A 19,756-nucleotide genomic window follows, 5' to 3' on the forward strand; every position below is an offset into this window, starting at 1 on the left:
AGATGCTCGGACGCACTGCATCTGGTCTGTTCTGGATGGCCCGCCTTCTGGAGCGCGCCGAGAACACAAGTCGCCTTGTGGAGGCTGGTTTCCGCATGGCGCTGACCCGGTCGCAGCCAGGGGAAGAGGAGTGGCGATCTGTTCTGGTTACGGCCGGTTGCCATGACACCTATCGCGCGCGACATGATATGATTGATGGGGCCAAGGTGGCAGACTTTGCGCTNCGTGACCGATCAAACCCCTCCAGTGTTTTGTCGACCCTTCACGCCGCCCGGGAAAATGCCCGTATGACCCGCACCGCCCTGACGCGGGAAATGTGGGAGGCGATCAATGATTTCTGGATGACGTTGAGAGATGCGCTCAAGCGGCCCCCCTCGGAAACTGATTTGCCTGAAATCCTCACCATGATCCGGCAGCAAGGTGCGCAAGTTCGCGGCGCGACAACCGGCACGATGCTTCGCAACGACATCTATAATTTCGTCATTCTCGGCATCATGTGCGAACGAGCCGACAACACGGCGCGTATCCTTGATACCAAGTACTATGTCCTCCTGCCGACCAGTGCGTCTGTCGGCTCTCCCCTCGACAATGTTCAGTGGGAGATGATCTTGCGGTCTGCCTCTGCGCAGCGTTCATTTCATTGGCTGAATGGCGGCAGTGTTACGCCGCGCTCCATCGCTGACTTTCTTGTTTTTGACACGCGCATGCCGCGCTCTCTGGCCTATTGCTACCAGACGATCACGCATGAGCTCGACTGTCTGTTTCGGCAGTACGGCCAACGCGTCATGGCCCACGATCTGGCAACGTCTCTGGAAGCAAGTCTGGCCGCGACGAATGTAGACAGCGTGTTTGATAGCGGCCTGCATGAGTTCCTGACGGACTTTCTCGGTCGCAACGCTGCATTATCAACCCAGATCGAACGAGACTACAGGTTTGCGGAGTGATGGGATGAGGCTGACAGTAGATCACACATCGACCTACACCTATGAGACNGGCGTATCGTACGCNCTCCAACAGGTTCGTAAACGTCCTGTCAGTTTGCCCTCGCAATCGATCCTGTCATGGGATCTGTCTATTGATGGGGCGCGTCTGGAGACCAGCTACACAGATCATCACGGGAATCTTGTCGACCTGGTCCAGGTGGATCCAGACGCTTCGAGCGTGACCGTCAGCGTGAAAGGTGAGGTGGAAACGCACGACATGTCCGGCATGATGGGCGGGCATCGTCAGCTTGTACCGCTTTGGCTCTACAAGCGTCCGACAGGATTGACGGCACCTGCAAAAGGATTGCGGGCGCTTGCGGGAAAGTTCGGTAGCAACACCGCACAGGATGTGGGCGTGCTGCATGAGGTAATGGCCGAAATTGCCACTCATGTGGCTTATCAAACCAACGAAACCGATTCCGAGACCACAGCTGAAGAAGCGCTGCAGAAGGGCCAAGGGGTGTGTCAGGATCATGCGCACATTTTCATCTCAGTTGCGCGGCTTTTGGGGTTTCCGACGCGATATGTCAGCGGCTATCTGATGATGACAGACCGCATTGATCAGGACGCGGGTCATGCGTGGGCGGAGGCGTGGGTGGATGGCCTCGGATGGACAGGGTTCGATGTGTCCAATGGCATCTGCCCAGACGCGCGCTACATCCAGGTTGCGACCGGCTTGGACTATCGGGACGCTGCGCCGATCCGCGGCATGGTGTACGGGGCAGGCGCTGAAAACCTGGTAGTATCCATTCAAGTGCAGCAGTAGATTGCGAGAGCTTTTGTATCGGAGAATCACCCAGTGACGTATTGCGTTGCGCTTCGGTTGGACCGGGGACTTATCTTCATGTCGGATACTCGCACAAATGCGGGCATCGACAATATCTCGAAATTTCAGAAGATGTTCACNTGGGAGAAGCCGGGTAGCCGCGTGATCACCNTCATGACGGCTGGCAACCTTGCGACAACACAAGCCGTCATCAGCCTGCTTGATGAGCGACTGAAAGCACCGGAAGAACGTAATCCCAGCATCATGGCGGCGGATACCATGTTCCAGGTCGCTAAATTGGTGGGCGACACGCTGAAAGAGGTGATCCGCACGCAAGGGGATGGCGGCCCGGAATCGGAGGCAGCCTTTGGCGCGACGCTTATCGTGGGTGGTCAGATCGCTGGCATGGAGCCAAGGTTGTTCCTTGTATACCCTGAAGGGAACTTCATCGAAGCGAGTGACGAGACCCCTTTCTTCCAGATCGGGGAAACCAAATATGGTCGTCCAATCATTTTGAGGGCTTTCAGTCCCGACATGACATTCGAAGAGGCCGTGAAGCTGCTATACGTCTCGTTCGACTCGACGCTGAAGGCCAATCTGTCCGTGGGTATGCCGCTCGACCTGCAAACCATTGAGTTGGATACCTGCAAGGTCGGCCAGAAGCGGCGGGTCGAGGAGAACGATCCTTACTTCTCGACGATCTCTTCGAAATGGGGCGACGCATTGAAGCTCGCCTTCAATTCATTGCCTGACTACGAATTCTGATCAGATCGGTTCGGGCACATGGCTTCGGTACAGCTTGCGGGCAAGCTCTACCCGACCGAGTGCATCCAATCCTTCGGTATCTGCTTCCAGTGTCGCCTTGAGTAGTGGGCGAATGCCGATCCGGTTCGCAATCTGAATGGCGAGCCCCGGCCGTGCATTCAGCTCCAGAAGAAGCGGTCCCTTTGTCTTGTCCAGAACAATGTCTGCGCCGAGATAACCGAGCCCCGTCACATCGTACGCCTTCGAGGCCATTTCCAGCATCGTATCCCAATGCGGAACCGAGAAATTACGCAGCGGGTTCGCGGTATCAGGATGTATGTCTGTGGTCTTGCCGTTCTGCATACCGCTCAGCGTCTTGCCTGTGACCAGATCCAGTCCAACGCCCACGCCACCCTTGTGCAGGTTCGCTTTGCCATCCGACTCTGCGGTTGGCAGGCGCACCATCGCAACGGCAGGAATNCCGCGAACGACAATGATGCGGATGTCTGGCACACCGCCGAATGAGATCGGATTGAAGATTTCGTCGAATTTNACCCGATACTCGAACATGGCCACGTCCGGCTGGCCGCTGAGGCTATACATGCCGGACAGGATATTGTTCACGTGGAAGCGGATGTCTTCCAGAAGGGCGCGCTGGCCGTTCGACCGGCGCCAACCGCCCCGCATCGGCTCCATCAACACCTGTATCCCGTTCCCCTGAGAGCCGTTGGCAGGCTTGATAACCACACCATCAGGCTTGTCCAGATAAGACTCCAGATGGCGCATATGGAACGGGTTGGCGATTACGCCATAAAGCTCCGGCGTGGGGATGTTTGCCGCGTTGGCGAGACGTTTGGTCTCGCGCTTGTCGTCTACCAGACGGATCAGTCGNCGNGGGTTGAGCTCATTCACGAGGCGGACATTGCGCTCGTTGATGCCGAGCAGCCCAGCCTTCCGCAAAGCCCGATACCGTCCGATCATTTGCGTGTGTCCAACTCGCGGAAGCGGATCAGTTCACTGAGGCGCAATCCGGTNTATTTACCCATCAGCAGGCAGATCGCCATGATCACGAGAAGCAGTTCAGGGAAGTTGAACATCAGATACTCGACATGCGTGTTGGTCATGACGAGGTAAGACGCCGCAGCGACCATCAGGCTGCCGATGCCNTGCTTGATGGCTTCGGTGGCCGAGTATTCTTCCCAGGCAATCGACATGCGCTCGATCGTCATCGTCAGAATGACCATTGGNAACAGCGATATTGAAAGGCCGATGCGCTGGCCGCTATTGTTCATGATCTGCGCGATAACGGCCATACAGATAACAATAAACACGACAACGGTCGCCAATCGTGGAACCAGCAGCAACTTCAACTTTTCCAGATAGAAACGCACGGCGAGTCCCAGCGCGATGAGCGCCGTGAACAGGATGACTCCGTTGACGAGCGCCGTTTCGCGGAACGCAATNCCGATCAGGACAGGCATGAATGTGCCGAGGGTCTGGAGGCCAATGAACTGGCGGAGGAAGACCAACATCAGAATGCCCACCGGAATGGTCACCAGAACCTGATAGACAAGTTGCGTGGTGATNGGCAGGCGATTGAACGAGAACCATTGCATCGCCGAGCCTTCGTCCTTGGCGACACGTTGCACCACATCCGCGACAGCNGCATTGACGGGCTGGATGCTGACTTGCAGGTCGAGATCGGAGATGCCTTCCGCCCGGATGAAATCCTTGGTGCCATGCCAGATCGTGAAGAATTCCTGCGGATCCGGACCTGGGAAGTAACGGCGGTCAACGCCATCCGCATGATATTCGAGCCAATGCCGGATTTCTGCCCGGCGGCGCGCAGAATCCAAGAATACGCCATTCGCCACGCGGGCAGGGATACCCTGACTGGTCAAGACATCGCGGGCAAGCGCAAGGCGTGCGATTGGGCGTGGCAGGGCTGGCGATAGCAGGGCGTCGACTTCATCGACATCCCCGTCCACGAAGATCTCTTCCAGAACGAGATCTGCGAGAGACTCGTCATCGGCTGAGCGCCGGCGCAAGTCCGTGGACCANACNAGGAAAGCCTGTCGCTCAAGGTCNTTTTCTGCCTCAGGCGCGGCGCGGCGCAGTTTTCGGCGCATGTCGTCGGGAAGGGGGCTTTCAACGGTCTCGCCAAGCAGGCGCGCACGGTATCGAAGCACCTTCCGGTCATTCGGATAACGATACGTCCAGATGGCGGTCCGGCCCTCATCATTGCGGCCATTCAGCCTCAATCCGAAAGCACCATTGTAGAACTGTTCCTGCGATACGCGGCGATTTTCGCTGTTCGAGGGAACAAAGGTTTCCAGCCGAACTGGCTGGTTGCTCGTNTCGAAGTCGAGATAGATCTCGAAATCCCAAGTTGTGGTCTGCAGGCCGGGGGTCAGCGGATAATCGTGCTGAAGCACTTTCGTCGCGAAGATGCCAAGGCCAATGGCGGCCAGAACCAGGGCAAGTAATCGGGTATGGGTAAAGCTATTCACGGTCTTCTGTTTCGCAGCTGCCAGGAGCAATGAACGTCGAGGCGGAATCGACAAGCACACGGGACGCCATGAATTCGCGTCCTACAAGGAAATCGTATTCGAATTCTTCCCGGTCAGCCAGATTGACTTCCGCCAGGCCGCTTACGCCGCCGATGCATAGCGGNAAGTGAATCACAGGNCGTCTGATGGTTCCGCCCTTTTTCANTTTGATAAGCGCGAAACGCCGAACATTCTGATCGTATCGGACGGTGCGCCCATTCTTGCCGACNAGCCGNAAGCGAACCCAGTCNTCCTTGCCGGATTTGTTGTAGATGTGAACATCGCGTGCAAACACCGAGCTGGAATCGGCACCCGTATCCAGCTTGCCTTTCATCTCAAGGCCAAGTTTTCCGACATATACGTTCTCGACATAGCCCATGGTTACCGGGTCGTCGGTCCGGTCGCTGCTGTCAGCGGAGGCTGACATTGCGGGCAATGACAGAAGGGCCATCGCGGCCACGATAGATCTGAAATACTTCACGTGAATTTGTCCCTTTGCCTTAATCGAGGCAGTCCTCTGCTCACCTACCATGCGAGCGGTGAAGGCGATAGCGTTCGGATCACTTCGGCGTCCCAATTGGGGACGTGGTACAGACTGATAAGTTCCCTGACGACGCCCATTTTTGCCTCAAAAACCTGATTTCGTGTCATTTCTATGGTGAATACGAGGATCGACTGTGGCCCCGGTCTTGCATGTCAATAAACTGCACCTTCTGCGTGTATCACCCCACAAAAATTAACCAAGAATAGAATTTTAAAAAAACTCTATTTCAGGTTGCGTTCTGTAATTGCTGCTATAGAATGAACGTCGGAGGGAGAGAGCTTCGGCTGTCTCGGAGACTGTAAGACGCTGGGGAGTGGTTCGGTTCGCAATCACAAATGCCGGGCGTCATGTTGACGTTGAGAATGGATCGAATCCCGAAGAATTCGGGGGTGATAGGCAGGAAGGCTTTATGGATCGGTCGGTGGATCAGATTCTGGACTGCGTTCGCGAGAATGTGGATGTGCATGTCCAGAATGGCGTGCTGGTTGCGAAGTCGGCAGATGCGCGATCTTTATCTCTACCTGCGATCTATCCGGAATGGCTGGGAGACGCGGCGTTTGCACAGGCGCATGGTGCNCGNTTCAACTATGTCGTCGGCGAAATGGCACGGGGCATCGCCACGCCCAGGATGGTTATCGAAGCCGTTCGAGCAGGATGTGTCGGGTTCTATGGCAGCGCCGGACTGAAGCCCGACACGATCCAGGCGGGCATACAGGAAATCAAGGCAGGCATTGCGCAGGGGCAAACCTCTTGGGGTGCGAATCTGATTCATTCACCCCAACAGCCGGGCTACGAAGCAGAAGTCGTGGACTTGTTCCTGTCGATGGGCGTCAGGCGCGTTTCGGCGTCAGCCTATATGCGTTTGTCGCCAGAAGTCGTCCGATACACAGCGCTTGGCTTGTCGAGGGACGGACAAGGCNGCATCCGGCGCGCCAATCATGTTTTCGCGAAAGTATCGCGCGCTGAAGTCGCGCGGCAATTCATGCAGCCTGCGCCAGAGAAAATTCTGCGCGCGCTGGTATCAGAAAATCGCATATCGCCGGAGCAGGCCGAACTNGCGGCGCAGGTTCCTGTCGCACTCGACATNACNGCTGAGGCNGATAGCGGTGGTCACACCGACAACCGCGCCNCGGCNCCCTTGTTTTCATCNCTGTCTATTGCGCGTGATCAAGTAGCCGCGGAAACGGGTNTCGATGCGAACATGATCCGTATCGGCCTGGGCGGCGGNATTGCCACACCNCACGGCGTAGCGGCGGCGTTCCAGATGGGCGCAGCCTATGTCCTGACCGGATCAATCAATCAGGCGGCNATCGAGTCGGGTTTGTCCGAACCTGCGCGACAATTGCTNGCCAAGGCNGGGCCAGCCGATGTCGGGATGGCTCCGGCAGCGGACATGTTCGAACAGGGCGTCGAGGTGCAGGTGCTGAAGCGCGGAACCTTGTTCGCCATGCGGGGGCGCAAACTGCACGCGCTCTACAAGGCGGGCTTGTCGTTCGAAACGATGACACAGAAGGATCGGGCCTGGCTGGAAGACGTATTGGGCGAGCCATTTGACGATGTCTGGCAGAAGACACGAGCCTTCATGCTGCAATCAAACCCGAAGGAAGCGGCGCGCGCTGAGGCGGATGGGAACAAGCGGCTGGCGCTCGTGGCGCGTCGCTATCTGTTCATGGGCGCACAATGGGCGCGTGAGGGTGTGGCCGACAAGGCCTCGGACTATCAGATCTGGTGCGGGCCAGCCCAGGGCGCATTCAATGAATGGGTNGCTGGCACATTTCTGGAGCCAATCGAGAACCGGACGGTTCGCCAGATCGCCCTGAATCTGATGGAAGGTGCGGCACGATTGACGCGAGCAGGGCAAATGCGCGCTGCAGGCATTGCTGTGCCGCCCACTGCGTTCTCCTGCACGCCAAAAAGGTTTCTCTGATATGATGTCTTACAAGGTCAGCAAGCCATGAGTTCAAAAGCCGCCACACCGATTGCCATTGTAGGCATGGGCGCGATCTTCCCAGGGCGCGGGGATGTGACCGGGTTCTGGCGTGATGTGTTCGAGGGACGCGACTTGCTGTCGGATGTGCCGTCCACGCATTGGCTGACCGAAGACTATTATGACAGTGATCCGAGGACGAAGGACAAGACTTATGGCAGGCGGGGCGGGTTCATTGATCCTGTCGCTTTCGATCCGCTGACCTTCGGTATCCCTCCAAAGGCGATGGAGGGGACGGATACAGCACAGTTGCTGGCGCTGGTCGCGGCATATGCGACGCTTCAGGATATTGAGCGTGATAGCGAGGGTCGGATCGACAAATCTCGTACGAGCGTGGTCTTGGGTGTAGCGTCTGCTACCGAGTTGACGGCGCATATGGCAGGTCGTCTCCAACGGCCGGTCTGGGTCAATGCCATGCGCGAAGCCGGACTGCCGGAAAGTGAAGTCACTGCGCTCGCCGAGCGGATCGAAAGCCACTATGTCGAATGGCAGGAAGCGACATTTCCGGGACTGCTCGGAAACGTCGTAGCCGGACGGATTGCCAACAGGTTTGATCTTGGCGGCAGCAACATGGTCACTGACGCGGCATGTGCCTCAAGTCTTTCTGCACTGAGCATCGCGTTGCATGAACTGCGCTCGGGCGACAGCGACACGGTGCTGACTGGTGGCGTCGACGCGCTCAATGACATCCTGATGTATATGTGCTTTTCAAAAACGCCGGCCTTGTCGCCAACAGGTGACTGCCGGCCGTTCTCGAACGAAGCCGATGGCACCATGCTTGGTGAAGGGATCGGCATGCTGGCGCTGCGCCGCCTCGAAGATGCGGAACGCGATGGCAACACGATCCATGCGGTGATCCGGGGACTTGGCGGTGGATCAGATGGTAAAGGCACAGCCATTTATGCGCCGGTGCCAGAAGGGCAGGCGCGCGCCTTGAGGCGTGCCTATGAGCAAGCGGGGTACGGCCCGGAAGCCGTCGACCTGGTTGAAGGGCATGGCACCGGGACGAAAGCCGGTGACAAGGCTGAGCTGGANGGACTGCATCTGGTTTTCGGTGAGGTTGAGTCTGAAGCGCCTTGGTGCGCGCTTGGGTCCATCAAGTCCCAGATCGGACATACGAAGGCCGCCGCCGGCGCCGCCAGTCTTGTCAAAGTCGTGAATGCGCTCAGTCGTAAAATCCTTCCGCCTACAATCAAGATTGAAGAACCTGCGGAAGTCATCAAGGATAGCCCAGCCTTCTACCTGAACACCGAGGCTCGCCCCTGGATTGCGCCCAAAAAGCGCCCGCGCCGCGCGTCTGTCAGTTCATTCGGATTTGGCGGAAGCAATTTCCATGTGACGCTGGAGGAGTATCTCGGCAAGACAGCGGCGAAGCCTTATCGGGTGATGCCAGCTGAGCTCTTTTTGTTTAGTGCGGATTCGGGCAATGCGCTTGCCTCCGCGATTGAGGCCGCACCTGGTCAGCTAGACGAAGCCGGGCTGGCGTACGCCGCGTCGCAAACGCACGCTGCCTTCAGGGCTGACGCTCCGGCGCGCGCAGCAATCATTGCTGAGTCTCTGGCGGATCTGAAGTCAAAAACAGAAAGCCTGTCCCAGCAGATCAGGGCTGGCGAGATCGGTGTCCGTCCGTTCAAGGCTGATTGCGTTGCCTCGCTGGACGCGCCGTTGACTGGCAAAACTGCTTTCATGTTTTCTGGCCAGGGTAGTCAGTATGTCGGCATGGGTTCTGATCTGGCGATGGCCTTCCCTCTGGCGCGTGAGGCATGGGACAGGGCGGCCGGTCACAAACGTACCGGCAGGTTGCGGTTGGATCGACTGTCCTTTCCACCTGCCGCCTTTGATCAAGTCGACTTCGGCGCTCAAACGCAGACTCTGACAGAGATGCAGCATGCCCAGCCCGCCATCGCGGCGGTCGCACTCTCGCAATTGGGGCTGCTATCGCAGCTTGGCCTCAAAGCAGACATGGCCGCCGGGCACAGTTTCGGGGAAATCATGGCGTTGCACCTTGGCGGCGTAATGAATGCTGACACCGCGCTGACAGTTGCGGCGGAGCGCGGCGCCCTGATGGCGAAGGCAGCTGGCAACACCAAGGGCGCGATGCTTGCGGTTCAGACGGATGCAGAAGCGATCAAACCCGTGCTGCAAACAGTGGGTCAGGGCCTGGTGCTGGCCAATGATAATGGTCCGGACCAAGTCGTCCTCTCAGGTGCGCAGGAGGCAGTTGAGGCGGCCAAGGCGGAATGCGACGCGCGAGGCCTTAAGGCGCGGATGCTTCCGGTGGCCACCGCCTTCCATTCCGAGATTGTCGCAGAGGCGGTGCCGCCTTTTGAAAAGCTGCTTGCTAAGCAGAAGCTCCGCGCGCCGAAGCTTGATGTCTATGCGAATGCCACCGCCCGGAAGTATGATGCGAAAGTCGCCGAATTGCCGGCATTCATCGCCGACCAGCTGATCCAGCCGGTGCGTTTCCGTGAGCAGGTTGAGGCCATGTATGCGGACGGAGCAAGGGTTTTCGTCGAAGTCGGTCCAGGCGGCGTCGTGACAGGTCTCGTCGGTCATATATTGGGTGATCGGCCTCATCTCGCCATTTCGCTGGACCACAAGCGGCGCAATGGGGTGAACCAGTTCCTGCTCGCGATTGCTACGTTGGGCGTAGCAGGAATCGAGCTCGACTATCCGGCGCTGTTTGCTGAACTTCCGCCACAACCGCCCAATCCAGCTCCGTCCAAGCATGCAGTGAAGATCACTGGCGGCAATTACAACAAGCCGTATCCGCCGGCCAAGGGCGCTGAGGGGCGCGCGACACCGAACCCCGAAAAGCCAGCGATGCCCACGAAATCCACCATGGCGGAATCATCCGCTCCTCCTTCGGTCCGGGCTGGGGTTTCACCACGTCCGGCTGCTCAAGACCTTCCAGAACAGACAGGCGCTTCCATGACCCAAGATCCGTCCGCACCGAGCCCGTATTTCGCTTCGGTACAAAGTTCCGCACCTGCAGCACCCGCTTCGACCACTGAGCGTATCATGCAGGAAGTTTCCCAACGCCACGCGGATTATATGGCAGCCATGTCGACGGCGCATTCGGCATTTCTGAATGTCGCGGTTCAACTTGCCGGACAAACGCCGAGCGAGCCGGCAAAGCCAGCCGCGTTGCCAGCGCCTGCTCCAGCACCGAAGCCGGCGCCCGTTGCTGCGCCATCTCCTGTCGTTCAGTCGCAAGCTAATGGGGCCTATCATGAGGACGCGCCCGAGCCAGCACCTGAACCCGAACCGGTTCCAAAAAGTGCTCCGGCGCCGAAACCTGCCAGTCCTGCGCCCGTGGCAGCGCCTGCAGTCACGCAGCCGGTACTGGGGGCAGATTCGGTTGGCCTGGTCCGCGCGATAATTGCAGAGAAGACGGGGTATCCGGAGGATATGCTTGAACCGGACATGGATCTGGAGGGCGAACTCGGCGTCGACTCGATCAAGCAGGTGGAGATTCTTTCTACGCTGAGAGAGCGCATGCCGGACCTCCCGGAAATCGACCCTGAACAGCTTGTTGAATTGCGCACGATTTCGGCAATTGCCGAAATGATTGATGCATCCGGCACGGGAGCGGCGGCCCCAGCTGCGGCGCCTGTGAGTGTGTCGGAGCCGGAAAGGGGCGCGGCCAATGGCGGCATTTCCGCCGATACAGTTCGGGCATTGATAGCGGAGAAGACCGGCTATCCGGAAGATATGCTGGAAGATGACATGGACCTTGAGGGCGAGCTTGGGGTCGATTCGATCAAGCAGGTGGAAATCTTGTCCGCCCTGCGCGATCAGCACCCGGAGCTGCCCGAAGTCGATCCAGAGGTTCTTGCCGACTTGCGCACGATCCGGGCGATCGCTGATTTTTTTGGGTAGGGGGCGGCGGAGCGCCAGCCGCGCTCTCCCGTCCCGGCCCTCAGGCCGGTTCGGTTCCGGACTATGAAAGTTCAGTACGTGTCGTTTCACTCGGCGCATCACAGCCCTTCAGCAGGGTTGTCGATATCGCTGCGCAGGGGCCGTTCGCAGTATCGGGTGCGGCGCCGGAGCTTGCATATGCCCTTGTCGAGTTCCTGCAGTCGCAAGGTGCGCAGGCAGGGATTCTGGGCGAGGCATCTGATGACTTTCGCACTGTCATCCTCACGGAAGGGCATTCAGGTCTTCCTGTCACGGAACGGCATTGGCAGGCCTTGAATCTGTGTCGGCAGTTTCATGACCGCGGCGTTCGGATAATCATGTTGGAGCCGTCTTCTGAGGCGGCTGCTGATCAATTGTGTGGGCTGTCTGGACTGTCGCGAACTTTGCGTCAGGAATGGCCGAACCATGATGTGGTGACGTGGAGTTTGCCCGCTGGCGAACGCGTAACTGGGTGGGCCGATTTGGTAACGACCGCTCTGGGTACCGATTTGTCTGACGCGGTTTTGACACGGCAAGGAGCGGCCATTCAAGCAATTCACCAAGCACCTCGATTGAGCCGAGCCGTCGTCGAAGCGTCAAATGTCTGGTTCGTTCCAGGCGGTGCGCGCGGCGTAACCGCGGCGTGTGTGAAAGAGCTCGCTCGCAGACAGTCCGGCTCAGTGTTTGTGCTCGCGGGCCGCTCAGACATTGTCCCGTGGCCAGAAGGGATGGACGTTACAAGCGACATGAAACAGTTGCGCGGGGCGCTGATTTCGGTCGCTCGCGCGAGCGGTCAGACGCCATCGCTTCCGGACGTCGATCGACAGGCGAAAGCTCTGCTGGCGGGTCAGGAGATTCGAGAGACGCTGGACGATATTTCGATGTCCGGCGCGCAAGCAGTGTATTTACGCACCGACATGTCAAATCGTGCGAGTATCCAGTCCGCCATTGCGAAAGTCTCACAACAGTATGGCTCCATTACAGGACTCGTCCACGGGGCAGGGGTGCTGTCGGATGGGCTGGCTCTCAAGAAATCCCGCGAAGATGTCGCGTATGTTTTCGGGCCGAAGGTTGAAGGCTTGGCCATGTTGCTGGAAGCTATCGATCTATCACAGCTCCGCCATGTCGGCCTTTTCTCGTCCGCATCGGCCGTATTCGGAAATGTCGGACAGAGTGACTACGCTATGGCGAATGCCTGGTTGGGCGCGATGGCGAGAAAGCTCTCTGCCGATTTGCCTGACGCCATTGTGAAGAGCTTTTGCTGGGGGCCTTGGGCTGGCGGCATGGTCGACTCGTCTCTTGCGGGTCATTTTGCTTCGCGTGGTATTTCCCTGATCGGTCTGGAAGATGGCGCACGTATCTTCGCTGATCAAATCCTGCAGGGTGAACGAAGTGAAGTTGAGCTTCTGATCGGGGATGAGTGGGCAGGATGAGTATGTCAGACCAGTTCGAACCGATCGCAATCGTCGGACAGGGGTGTGTCTTGCCAGGCGCAATGAGCCCGGCAGAGCTCGGCGATATCGTGTTCAACAAGCGCATCGTGTACGGGCCAGTATCGGCCAATCATCTGGGATTGTCTGAGTCGGAAGCGCTCTCCCGCGCATATGTGTCCGGAACCGTTGATGGGTTCGAAGCAGCCTTCCGTCCGAATGACGCCTCCGAGTCCTGGCAGGCAGCCGCCCTTGCTGATCCGGTTTGTGGGTGGACCTTGCGCGCTGCGCTGGACGCATGGTCTGACGCGCGCACACCAAAAGTTCGCAAGGGGAAGGGCGGCGTATTCGTCGCGAACCTGTCCTATCCGTCTATGGCGCACGCGGAACATGCAGCCGAATTCTGGGCCGGGCAGAAGGCCGAAAATCCGCGAGCGACGTTGAACGCGTCCCTTCCGCCACACCTGATTGCTGATGTTCTGGGATTGTCAGGTCCGGCCTTTTCCCTTGATGCGGCTTGTGCCTCCTCGCTTTATGCGCTGGAGATCGCCTGCCGCAGGTTGCAGTCGGGAGCGATAGACTGCGCGCTCGTAGCGGGCGTGAACGCAGCGGACAATCTTATCCTGCATATCGGGTTCGATGCTTTGAAAGCGCTCAGTCCGACCGGGCAATCCCGTCCATTTGTAAACGGGGCGGACGGACTTGTACCCTCTGAGGGGGCGGTGGCGGTTGTCTTGAAGCGTTTGTCAGACGTCCGCAAGAAAGACCGGGTTCATGGCGTGATCCGTGGCATTGGTCTGTCCAATGATGGCCGACGCAAAGGGTTGCTGGCACCTTCTGGTGATGGTCAGCGAGAAGCAATGCGCCGTGCCTATGACATGGCTGGACTGGACCCGGCCAGTGTGTCCTATCTGGAGTGCCATGCGACCGGGACACCGACGGGTGATGGTGTCGAAGTGCAGGCATCCACCGAAATGTTCGCCGACAATGAGACTCTCGCCATTGGTTCATTGAAGGCAAATACCGGGCATCTGATCACGGCGGCTGGGCTGGCCAGTCTTCTGAAGCTGACCGAAGCTTTCAAACGTGAGAGCTTGCCGCCAACGCCGGTCGCCGGGGACTTGATCGGACCAGTTCAGGAGGGCGGACTCACCGTCGTCCAGAATGCCGCGCCTTGGAAAATGAAAGGCGGTGTCCGCCGAGCTGCGATCAGCAATTTCGGATTTGGGGGCAATAATGCCCATTTGATCCTGGATCAGTATGATCCAAATGCGAAACAAAGAGAGCCGATCGATCCCGTATCCGTACGTCCACAAGTGGTGATTTGCGGCACCGGTCTCATGGCCGGAACTGATCGCGGTGCGGACGCCGTGACGCGCAGGATCATGAATTCTCCGTTGAAACCCGTCGGGCCTTGCCGGAAGATTGGCGCGGACCCCAGAGCTGCTCGCACACCCCCAATGGATTTGCTTGAGGCCGAGCCGCAACAGCTGGCGATATTGGATGTGGTTGAGGAGGCACTGTCCTCGGTAGCGCCTGTCGATCCTCAGCGCGTCGGCATCTTCACAGCAATGGGGTGCGCGTCGGACTCTGCGCGTTGGTTGCTGAGAGAGCGTCTGTCTGCGCTCACAGCCNTGCGCTCGNATTCTGATGCGCTGGTGCAAGCCGAGGCTGCTGTGGCGCCGCCATTACNAGCCTCAACAGTGCTGGGGGCGATGGCGAACATGACGGCCAATCGCGTTACCTACGCTCACGATTTTCATGGCATGGGGTTCTCGGTGTCGGCGGAAGCGGCATCCGGCCTTGCCGCGCTTGATCTCGCCCTTGAGGCGCTCGGCAGCGCGCGGCTGGATATGGTAATTGTTGCGGCGGCAGACTTCGCGGCGGAGCCGGTCAGAGTGTCAGTTTTGGCTGAACTTGGAGTCACGGTCCAGCCGGGTGATCAGGCTGCTGCGCTAGTGCTCAAGCGTGCGGATGACGCAGCGTCTGCCAAGGATCATAGTTTCGGATCAATAGAGTTTGTTGATTGGACCAGAACACAAGCCTCTACTGGAAGCGTCTTGGACGAGGTGTTTGGAGTCGCTCCGTGTGCATCTGTCGTGTTCGATCTGGCGCTAAACGCGCAATTGGCCGCGCGCGGCCATATGCTGACGGCTGGCGGGGCAATTCCCGATCTGCGAAGTTCGCCAGAGGCCTTGGAAATTGTAGCACGCTCGACGCCTGCGAATTGTACAGGCGCGCTCTCCTTCTGCCCTGCAGACGCCAGGCCTGTGCCGGATGCCTTGCGACCGACGCCATATTTGTATTGGGCTGCCGGAAAGGACAAGGCAACGCTCGCGAGTCGAATTGCATCGGGGAAGGCGGGGGGCAGAGGGAAATGCCGCATCGCAATTCTCGCGCCGACAGAAGACGCGCTTCGGGAGCGGCAGAAATCCGTACAAAAACAGTTGGAGCAGGATGAAATTCCAGACGGGGAGGGCATTCAGTTTGGTGAGGGCAAGCCCGAAGGTGAGCTGGCTTTCATGTTTACTGGATCGGCCGCCGTATATCCGCGTATGGGACGCGGCTTGCTTTCAGCATTTCCGGAATTGCGTCAGCGCCTGTCAAAACTCGACAAGGCTGAAGAGATTGCACCATTGTTGGCGCGCGCCAGTCTGAGCGAATTTGAACAATTGTGCGCCGGTACCTTGTTGAGCCAGGCACACGCGATCCTTCTGCAGGATATACTCGGCGTGAAAGCGGATGCCGCACTCGGACTGTCGCTTGGCGANAGCAATGCCCTGTTCGCATTTGGATTCTGGCGAGATNCCGGCGCACTGCTGGACGAGATTTCTGACGCGGCCATGTACGAGCGTCACATCGGAGGAGATTTCGAGACTGCGAAAAAGGCCTGGGGACCGAACGTTCCAGCGGACTGGACGAATTGGCGGGTGCAGGCGCCGGTTGAGGCCGTAAAAGCAGAAGTCACACAACATGACGGTGTCGAGATCACGATCATTTATTCGCGGACCGACTGCATGATTGGTGGCCCNGCCGAAGCCTGCCGACAGGTTTGCGCAGCATTGGGGCCCGGCAGTGGCGCGAAGATGCATCAGCACCTCATCGTCCATGCCAAGGCGATGCAACCATTCGCAGAAACCTGGCGGCGTCTGCACACGCGCAAGCTACATAAAGGGAAAGACGTTCGTCTCTATGCCAACGCCATCAATGCAGCCTATGAGCCCACAAGCGAACTGGCNGCAGACATGCTTACCCGGCAGGCCGTCGATACGGTAAACTTTCCNCCCACAGTCGAGCGAGCATGGAAGGATGGTGTNCGAACATTCGTCGAGCTTGGCCCACGAGACACACTGACATCTGCTCTGGCGAACATTCTTGAAGGCAAGCAGTTCAAGGCTGTCGCCACAGACCGGATCGAATCTGCTGACCTGTCCCAGATTGCGGAGTTGGCGGCATTCCTGTTCGCAGACGGGCGCGCCATCAAGATGAAGCCAGTCGCGGAGGCACTGGACGCAGCGAGGCGCAATGCGTCAAGGCGGCCCGAAGCTTGGCCACTCACTCGGCCGGTCCCCTACGCGCCGCCAATCGTTCCCCCGCTTGCATCATCCTTCAGGATGCCCGCAGCACCTGCGCTCTCTGATATTGTCTACCCTCCATCAAGTCCCGCTGCGACGATGGATGAGCCAGTTCACTTTGCGCCGCCTCCGTCGGACCGGCGATTACCGCCGCCCCGCAAGGTGATTGCGGGTACAGAGCCNTTGCTGCCGCGTACGCCGGTGGGACCAAACTGGGATTATCCGGAGATTGAGAAATCTGCTCGCGAGAAAATGTCGGAGTTTTTTGGNAAAAGCTTCAGGAAGCAGGATACGTACGACCGCCAAGTTCGGCTGCCAGCGCCGCCTTTGCTGCTTGTGGATCGGATTACCGGAATCGACGCTGAAGCAGGGGTGGAGAGCACCGGTGTCATCTGGACCGAAACGGATCTGACTGGGGACCAGTGGTTCATCCATGACGGTCGCATCAGGCCGGGGCCGCTGATTGAAAGTGGCCAGGCGGATTTGACCTTGATTGGCTGGATGGGGGCAGACTTCAAGAACCAGAATGACCGTGTCTACCGCCTGCTTGGGTGTGAAATCACATTCCATGACGGAGGCCTGCCGGAGCCTGGCGAAACGCTACGCTTNCAGATCGAGATAACGGGTCACGCCACATTGGCTGGCGTGCGGATGTTCTTCTTCCAATACGATTGTTTGGCGGGTGATCGTCGCGTCTTCTCGGTGCGCAATGGACAGGCTGGTTTCTTCAGTGATGACGAACTTGCGTCCGGAAAAGGCGTCATGTGGGATGCCACAAAGGACGCGCCACCAACCGCTCAGCCTGCNGAGTTCAAGGCGGAGGGCGCCAGCCGCAAGCGCGCTTTCACTGCCGAAGATATCGCAGCCTATCGGGCTGGTGATGCATGGGCCTGCTTCGGTGATGGGTTCGAACTGGCAGCAGCCCGCTCTCGTCCGCATCGCTTGCCTGATGATCGTCTTGCCCTGTTCGATGATGTGGAGATGTTCGATCCACATGGAGGCCCATGGGGCAGGGGGTATCTCAAGGCTCGCGCGCATGTGCCGAAGGACGCCTGGTTCTACAACGGTCATTTCCACAATGATCCCTGCATGCCGGGGACCCTGATGGCAGAGGCGGCTGTTCAGACGCTGGAGTTCTACGCAGCGGCGGCGGGCCTGCTAACCGAACGGGATGGCTATGTCTTTGAGCCAATGCCNGGGCATATGGCGAAGTTCGTGTGCCGGGGACAGGTCATTCCGGATGCAGATCATGACGTGACTTATGAAGTGTTCATCGATGAGATCGTCGATGGCGAGGCCCCCGAAATCTACGCCTCCTTATTGGCGAGCTCCGATGGCAAGAAGGTCTTCCATTGCCCGCGCTTTGGTCTGCGCTTGCGCAGGGATTGGCCGGTGCCTCGTGTCGCTGAACAACCGATCCGGACAGGCCCTCAGGGCGAGAGTCGTGGAGATCATGCAGCCTTGCTTGATTGCGCCAATGGTGCGCCGTCAGCAGCTTTCGGCGACATGTATGATCGGTTCGACCGGGAAGGTATCGTGCCGCGCCTGCCTCAGGACCCCTATCATATGATGACGCGCGTTCTGGATGTGTCGACGCGTCCGGGAGTTCCGGAAAAAGGCGCGCGGGTTCGTGCGGAATATGACATTCCACCAGATGCCTGGTACTTCCACGACAATCGCAATGGCGCCATGCCTTTTGCCGTTCTGTCCGAGATNGCACTGCAGCCTTGCGGTTGGCTGGCCAGCCATTGTGGTTTCGCGCTCTCTGGGGACCTCAAATTCCGAAACCTGGAAGGCGAAGGTGTCCTTCACCGTGAACTGAGACCAGAAGACGGCACATTGGTTGTCGACAGTGAGCTGACTGCTTTCTCCCGTGTCGGACCAATGACGATTGTTACATTTGCCGTGAAGGTAAGCTTGGCCAGCGGTGAGCCTGTACTGGAGTTGACGACCCAGTTTGGTTTCTTCCCGGCTGCCGCACTGGCGCGGCAGGCGGGCCTGTCAGACAAACCTCATTTCCGAGACGCGTTCGAACTACCAGGCCAGAATGTGAAGACGAAGAGGATCGAGAAACGCCTGCCCAGTGGCCAGCTTCGCATGCTTGACCGCGTTGACTATTTTGATGCCGAGGGCGGCGAAGCGGGGCTTGGTCTGATAAGAGGGCGACAGGTGGTTGATCCTCATGCNTGGTATTTCAAGGCGCACTTTTATCAGGATCCAGTTCAGCCAGGCTCACTTGGTCTCGATGCCCTCTCGCAGCTTCTTGCGCGTGCCATCCTGCTCAAGGGAATGGATCAGGGGATGAGCAGTCCGCNTTTCNAAACCATCGCAACCGGCGCACCCTTCAAATGGAGCTATAGAGGTCAGGTAACGCCCGATAAGAAAGAGGTCGTAACCGTAATGGAAATCACCTCGATTGAAGAGCGGGGAAACGGATATCTGGTTACGGCTCGNGGCAGTCTGTGGCGNGATGGGCTTCGGGTGTATGAAGTTGGTCCCTTCAGTCTTGCTCTGGAAGACCGGGTCTAGTCTGTGGCGGTCGCCAAACTGACCATGAGATGATCATGATGAGTGCAGCTTACGCTGAAGACTCCGTGTCCGGTCGAAATGAGAGCGTGTGGTTCTGCTCCTGTCAGGAACGCATTCGGAAGACTCAGGCTGCGCGCGCCCATACGAAATCCTTCGCCGACGGCTTTCATCACAGCTTCTTTTGCGGTCCATAGACGATAGAAGGCGGGGAGCGCATCAGCTCCCAGCCTGGACAGAAATGCCGTTTCCTCCGACGTACACACCATGTTCTGCATAGACGTCCAGTCGACGGGACGCATATGCTCGATATCGATCCCCAAGGCATTTTGCCGCGACACTGCCACGGCCGACCAGCCAGCGGTCCTTGAAATCGAAATGTGCATGCCGGGTGAGGATGAAAGGGCAGGGGCACCCTTGCTATCGTGCGTCACGTCTACTTGGGAGGCGGATTTTCCCGTCAGATCCGCCAATTCCCGCTTTACGGCGATCAGCGAGCGTTCAAGATCGCGGCGCTTTCCCGCATCTTTGAGCATGGCAAGCCGTTGGATATCCACCGTGCTCAGCATGCCGGAGTGTGCGGCAACATCCGCATGATCCATGATCCGAACAATCGTGTGATCCGGCACATGAGCGTCAAAATGGAAAGCGAATGGGTCGATGGAAACCATGTAGAACCAGCTGCAAGCCTTGTGCCTGTGACTTTTGGAACGGTAGGGAAACGCGATTGTGCAGCGAAGAATATGCACAGG

Annotated in this window: 11 protein-coding genes; 7 read left to right on the plus strand and 4 right to left on the minus strand. The window is 58.3% G+C overall.

The genetic code is table 11. The features are described 5' to 3' along the window. The first annotated feature begins 2 nt into the window (after positions 1 to 2). The 3 genes from CBB91_RS03760 (at position 3) to CBB91_RS03770 (ending at position 2,514) form a co-directional block, all read left to right on the plus strand. Complete coding sequence (locus CBB91_RS03760) at positions 3 to 944, plus strand: alpha-E domain-containing protein (protein ID WP_035547409.1); 942 nt, start codon at positions 3 to 5, stop codon at positions 942 to 944. 4 nt (positions 945 to 948) lie between these two features. After that, a complete protein-coding gene (locus CBB91_RS03765) occupies positions 949 to 1,749 on the plus strand; it encodes a transglutaminase family protein (protein ID WP_035547405.1) in 801 nt (266 codons plus the stop codon). Between the two features lie 33 nt (positions 1,750 to 1,782). Next, positions 1,783 to 2,514: a proteasome-type protease gene (locus CBB91_RS03770; RefSeq protein ID WP_273012163.1), complete on the plus strand. Its 732-nt coding sequence runs from the start codon at positions 1,783 to 1,785 to the stop codon at positions 2,512 to 2,514. Here the strand turns inward: CBB91_RS03770 and CBB91_RS03775 are convergent, their stop codons facing one another. The 3 genes from CBB91_RS03775 to CBB91_RS03785 form a co-directional block, all read right to left on the minus strand. Continuing rightward, the gene (locus tag CBB91_RS03775; RefSeq protein ID WP_035547400.1) at positions 2,515 to 3,474 is read right to left on the minus strand and encodes an alpha-L-glutamate ligase-like protein; all 960 of its coding nucleotides are present in this window, start codon (positions 3,472 to 3,474) and stop codon (positions 2,515 to 2,517) included. Further along, positions 3,471 to 5,003 (minus strand): UUP1 family membrane protein, encoded by a 1,533-nt coding sequence (locus CBB91_RS03780; protein ID WP_273012167.1) that lies wholly within the window; start codon positions 5,001 to 5,003, stop codon positions 3,471 to 3,473. The genes CBB91_RS03775 and CBB91_RS03780 overlap by 4 nt, the downstream gene beginning before the upstream one ends. Further along, entirely contained in the window at positions 4,996 to 5,523 is a 528-nt protein-coding gene (locus CBB91_RS03785; protein ID WP_273012170.1) for a RimK/LysX family protein, read from the minus strand. The genes CBB91_RS03780 and CBB91_RS03785 overlap by 8 nt, the downstream gene beginning before the upstream one ends. 472 nt (positions 5,524 to 5,995) lie before the next feature. Between CBB91_RS03785 and CBB91_RS03790 the strand changes: the two genes are divergently transcribed. From CBB91_RS03790 to CBB91_RS03805, 4 genes are all read left to right on the plus strand, one after another. After that, positions 5,996 to 7,513: a PfaD family polyunsaturated fatty acid/polyketide biosynthesis protein gene (locus CBB91_RS03790; RefSeq protein WP_273012172.1), complete on the plus strand. Its 1,518-nt coding sequence runs from the start codon at positions 5,996 to 5,998 to the stop codon at positions 7,511 to 7,513. A 27-nt stretch (positions 7,514 to 7,540) separates the two neighbouring features. Continuing rightward, entirely contained in the window at positions 7,541 to 11,455 is a 3,915-nt protein-coding gene (locus CBB91_RS03795) for a beta-ketoacyl synthase N-terminal-like domain-containing protein (RefSeq protein ID WP_273012174.1), read from the plus strand. Positions 11,456 to 12,045: 590 nt separating this feature from the next. Continuing rightward, complete coding sequence (locus CBB91_RS03800) at positions 12,046 to 12,906, plus strand: SDR family NAD(P)-dependent oxidoreductase (protein WP_273012177.1); 861 nt, start codon at positions 12,046 to 12,048, stop codon at positions 12,904 to 12,906. After that, positions 12,903 to 19,007, plus strand: a complete 6,105-nt coding sequence (locus tag CBB91_RS03805; protein WP_273012179.1) for a beta-ketoacyl synthase N-terminal-like domain-containing protein — start codon at positions 12,903 to 12,905, stop codon at positions 19,005 to 19,007. Before CBB91_RS03800 ends, CBB91_RS03805 begins: the two co-directional genes overlap by 4 nt. Here the strand turns inward: CBB91_RS03805 and CBB91_RS03810 are convergent. Further along, a complete protein-coding gene (locus CBB91_RS03810; RefSeq protein ID WP_273012181.1) occupies positions 19,004 to 19,675 on the minus strand; it encodes a 4'-phosphopantetheinyl transferase superfamily protein in 672 nt (223 codons plus the stop codon). The genes CBB91_RS03805 and CBB91_RS03810 overlap by 4 nt on opposite strands. Between the last annotated feature and the right edge of the window lie 81 nt (positions 19,676 to 19,756).

The sequence above is a fragment of the Hyphomonas sp. TMED31 genome, assembly GCF_002172815.1.
Classification (GTDB): domain Bacteria; phylum Pseudomonadota; class Alphaproteobacteria; order Caulobacterales; family Hyphomonadaceae; genus Hyphomonas; species Hyphomonas atlantica.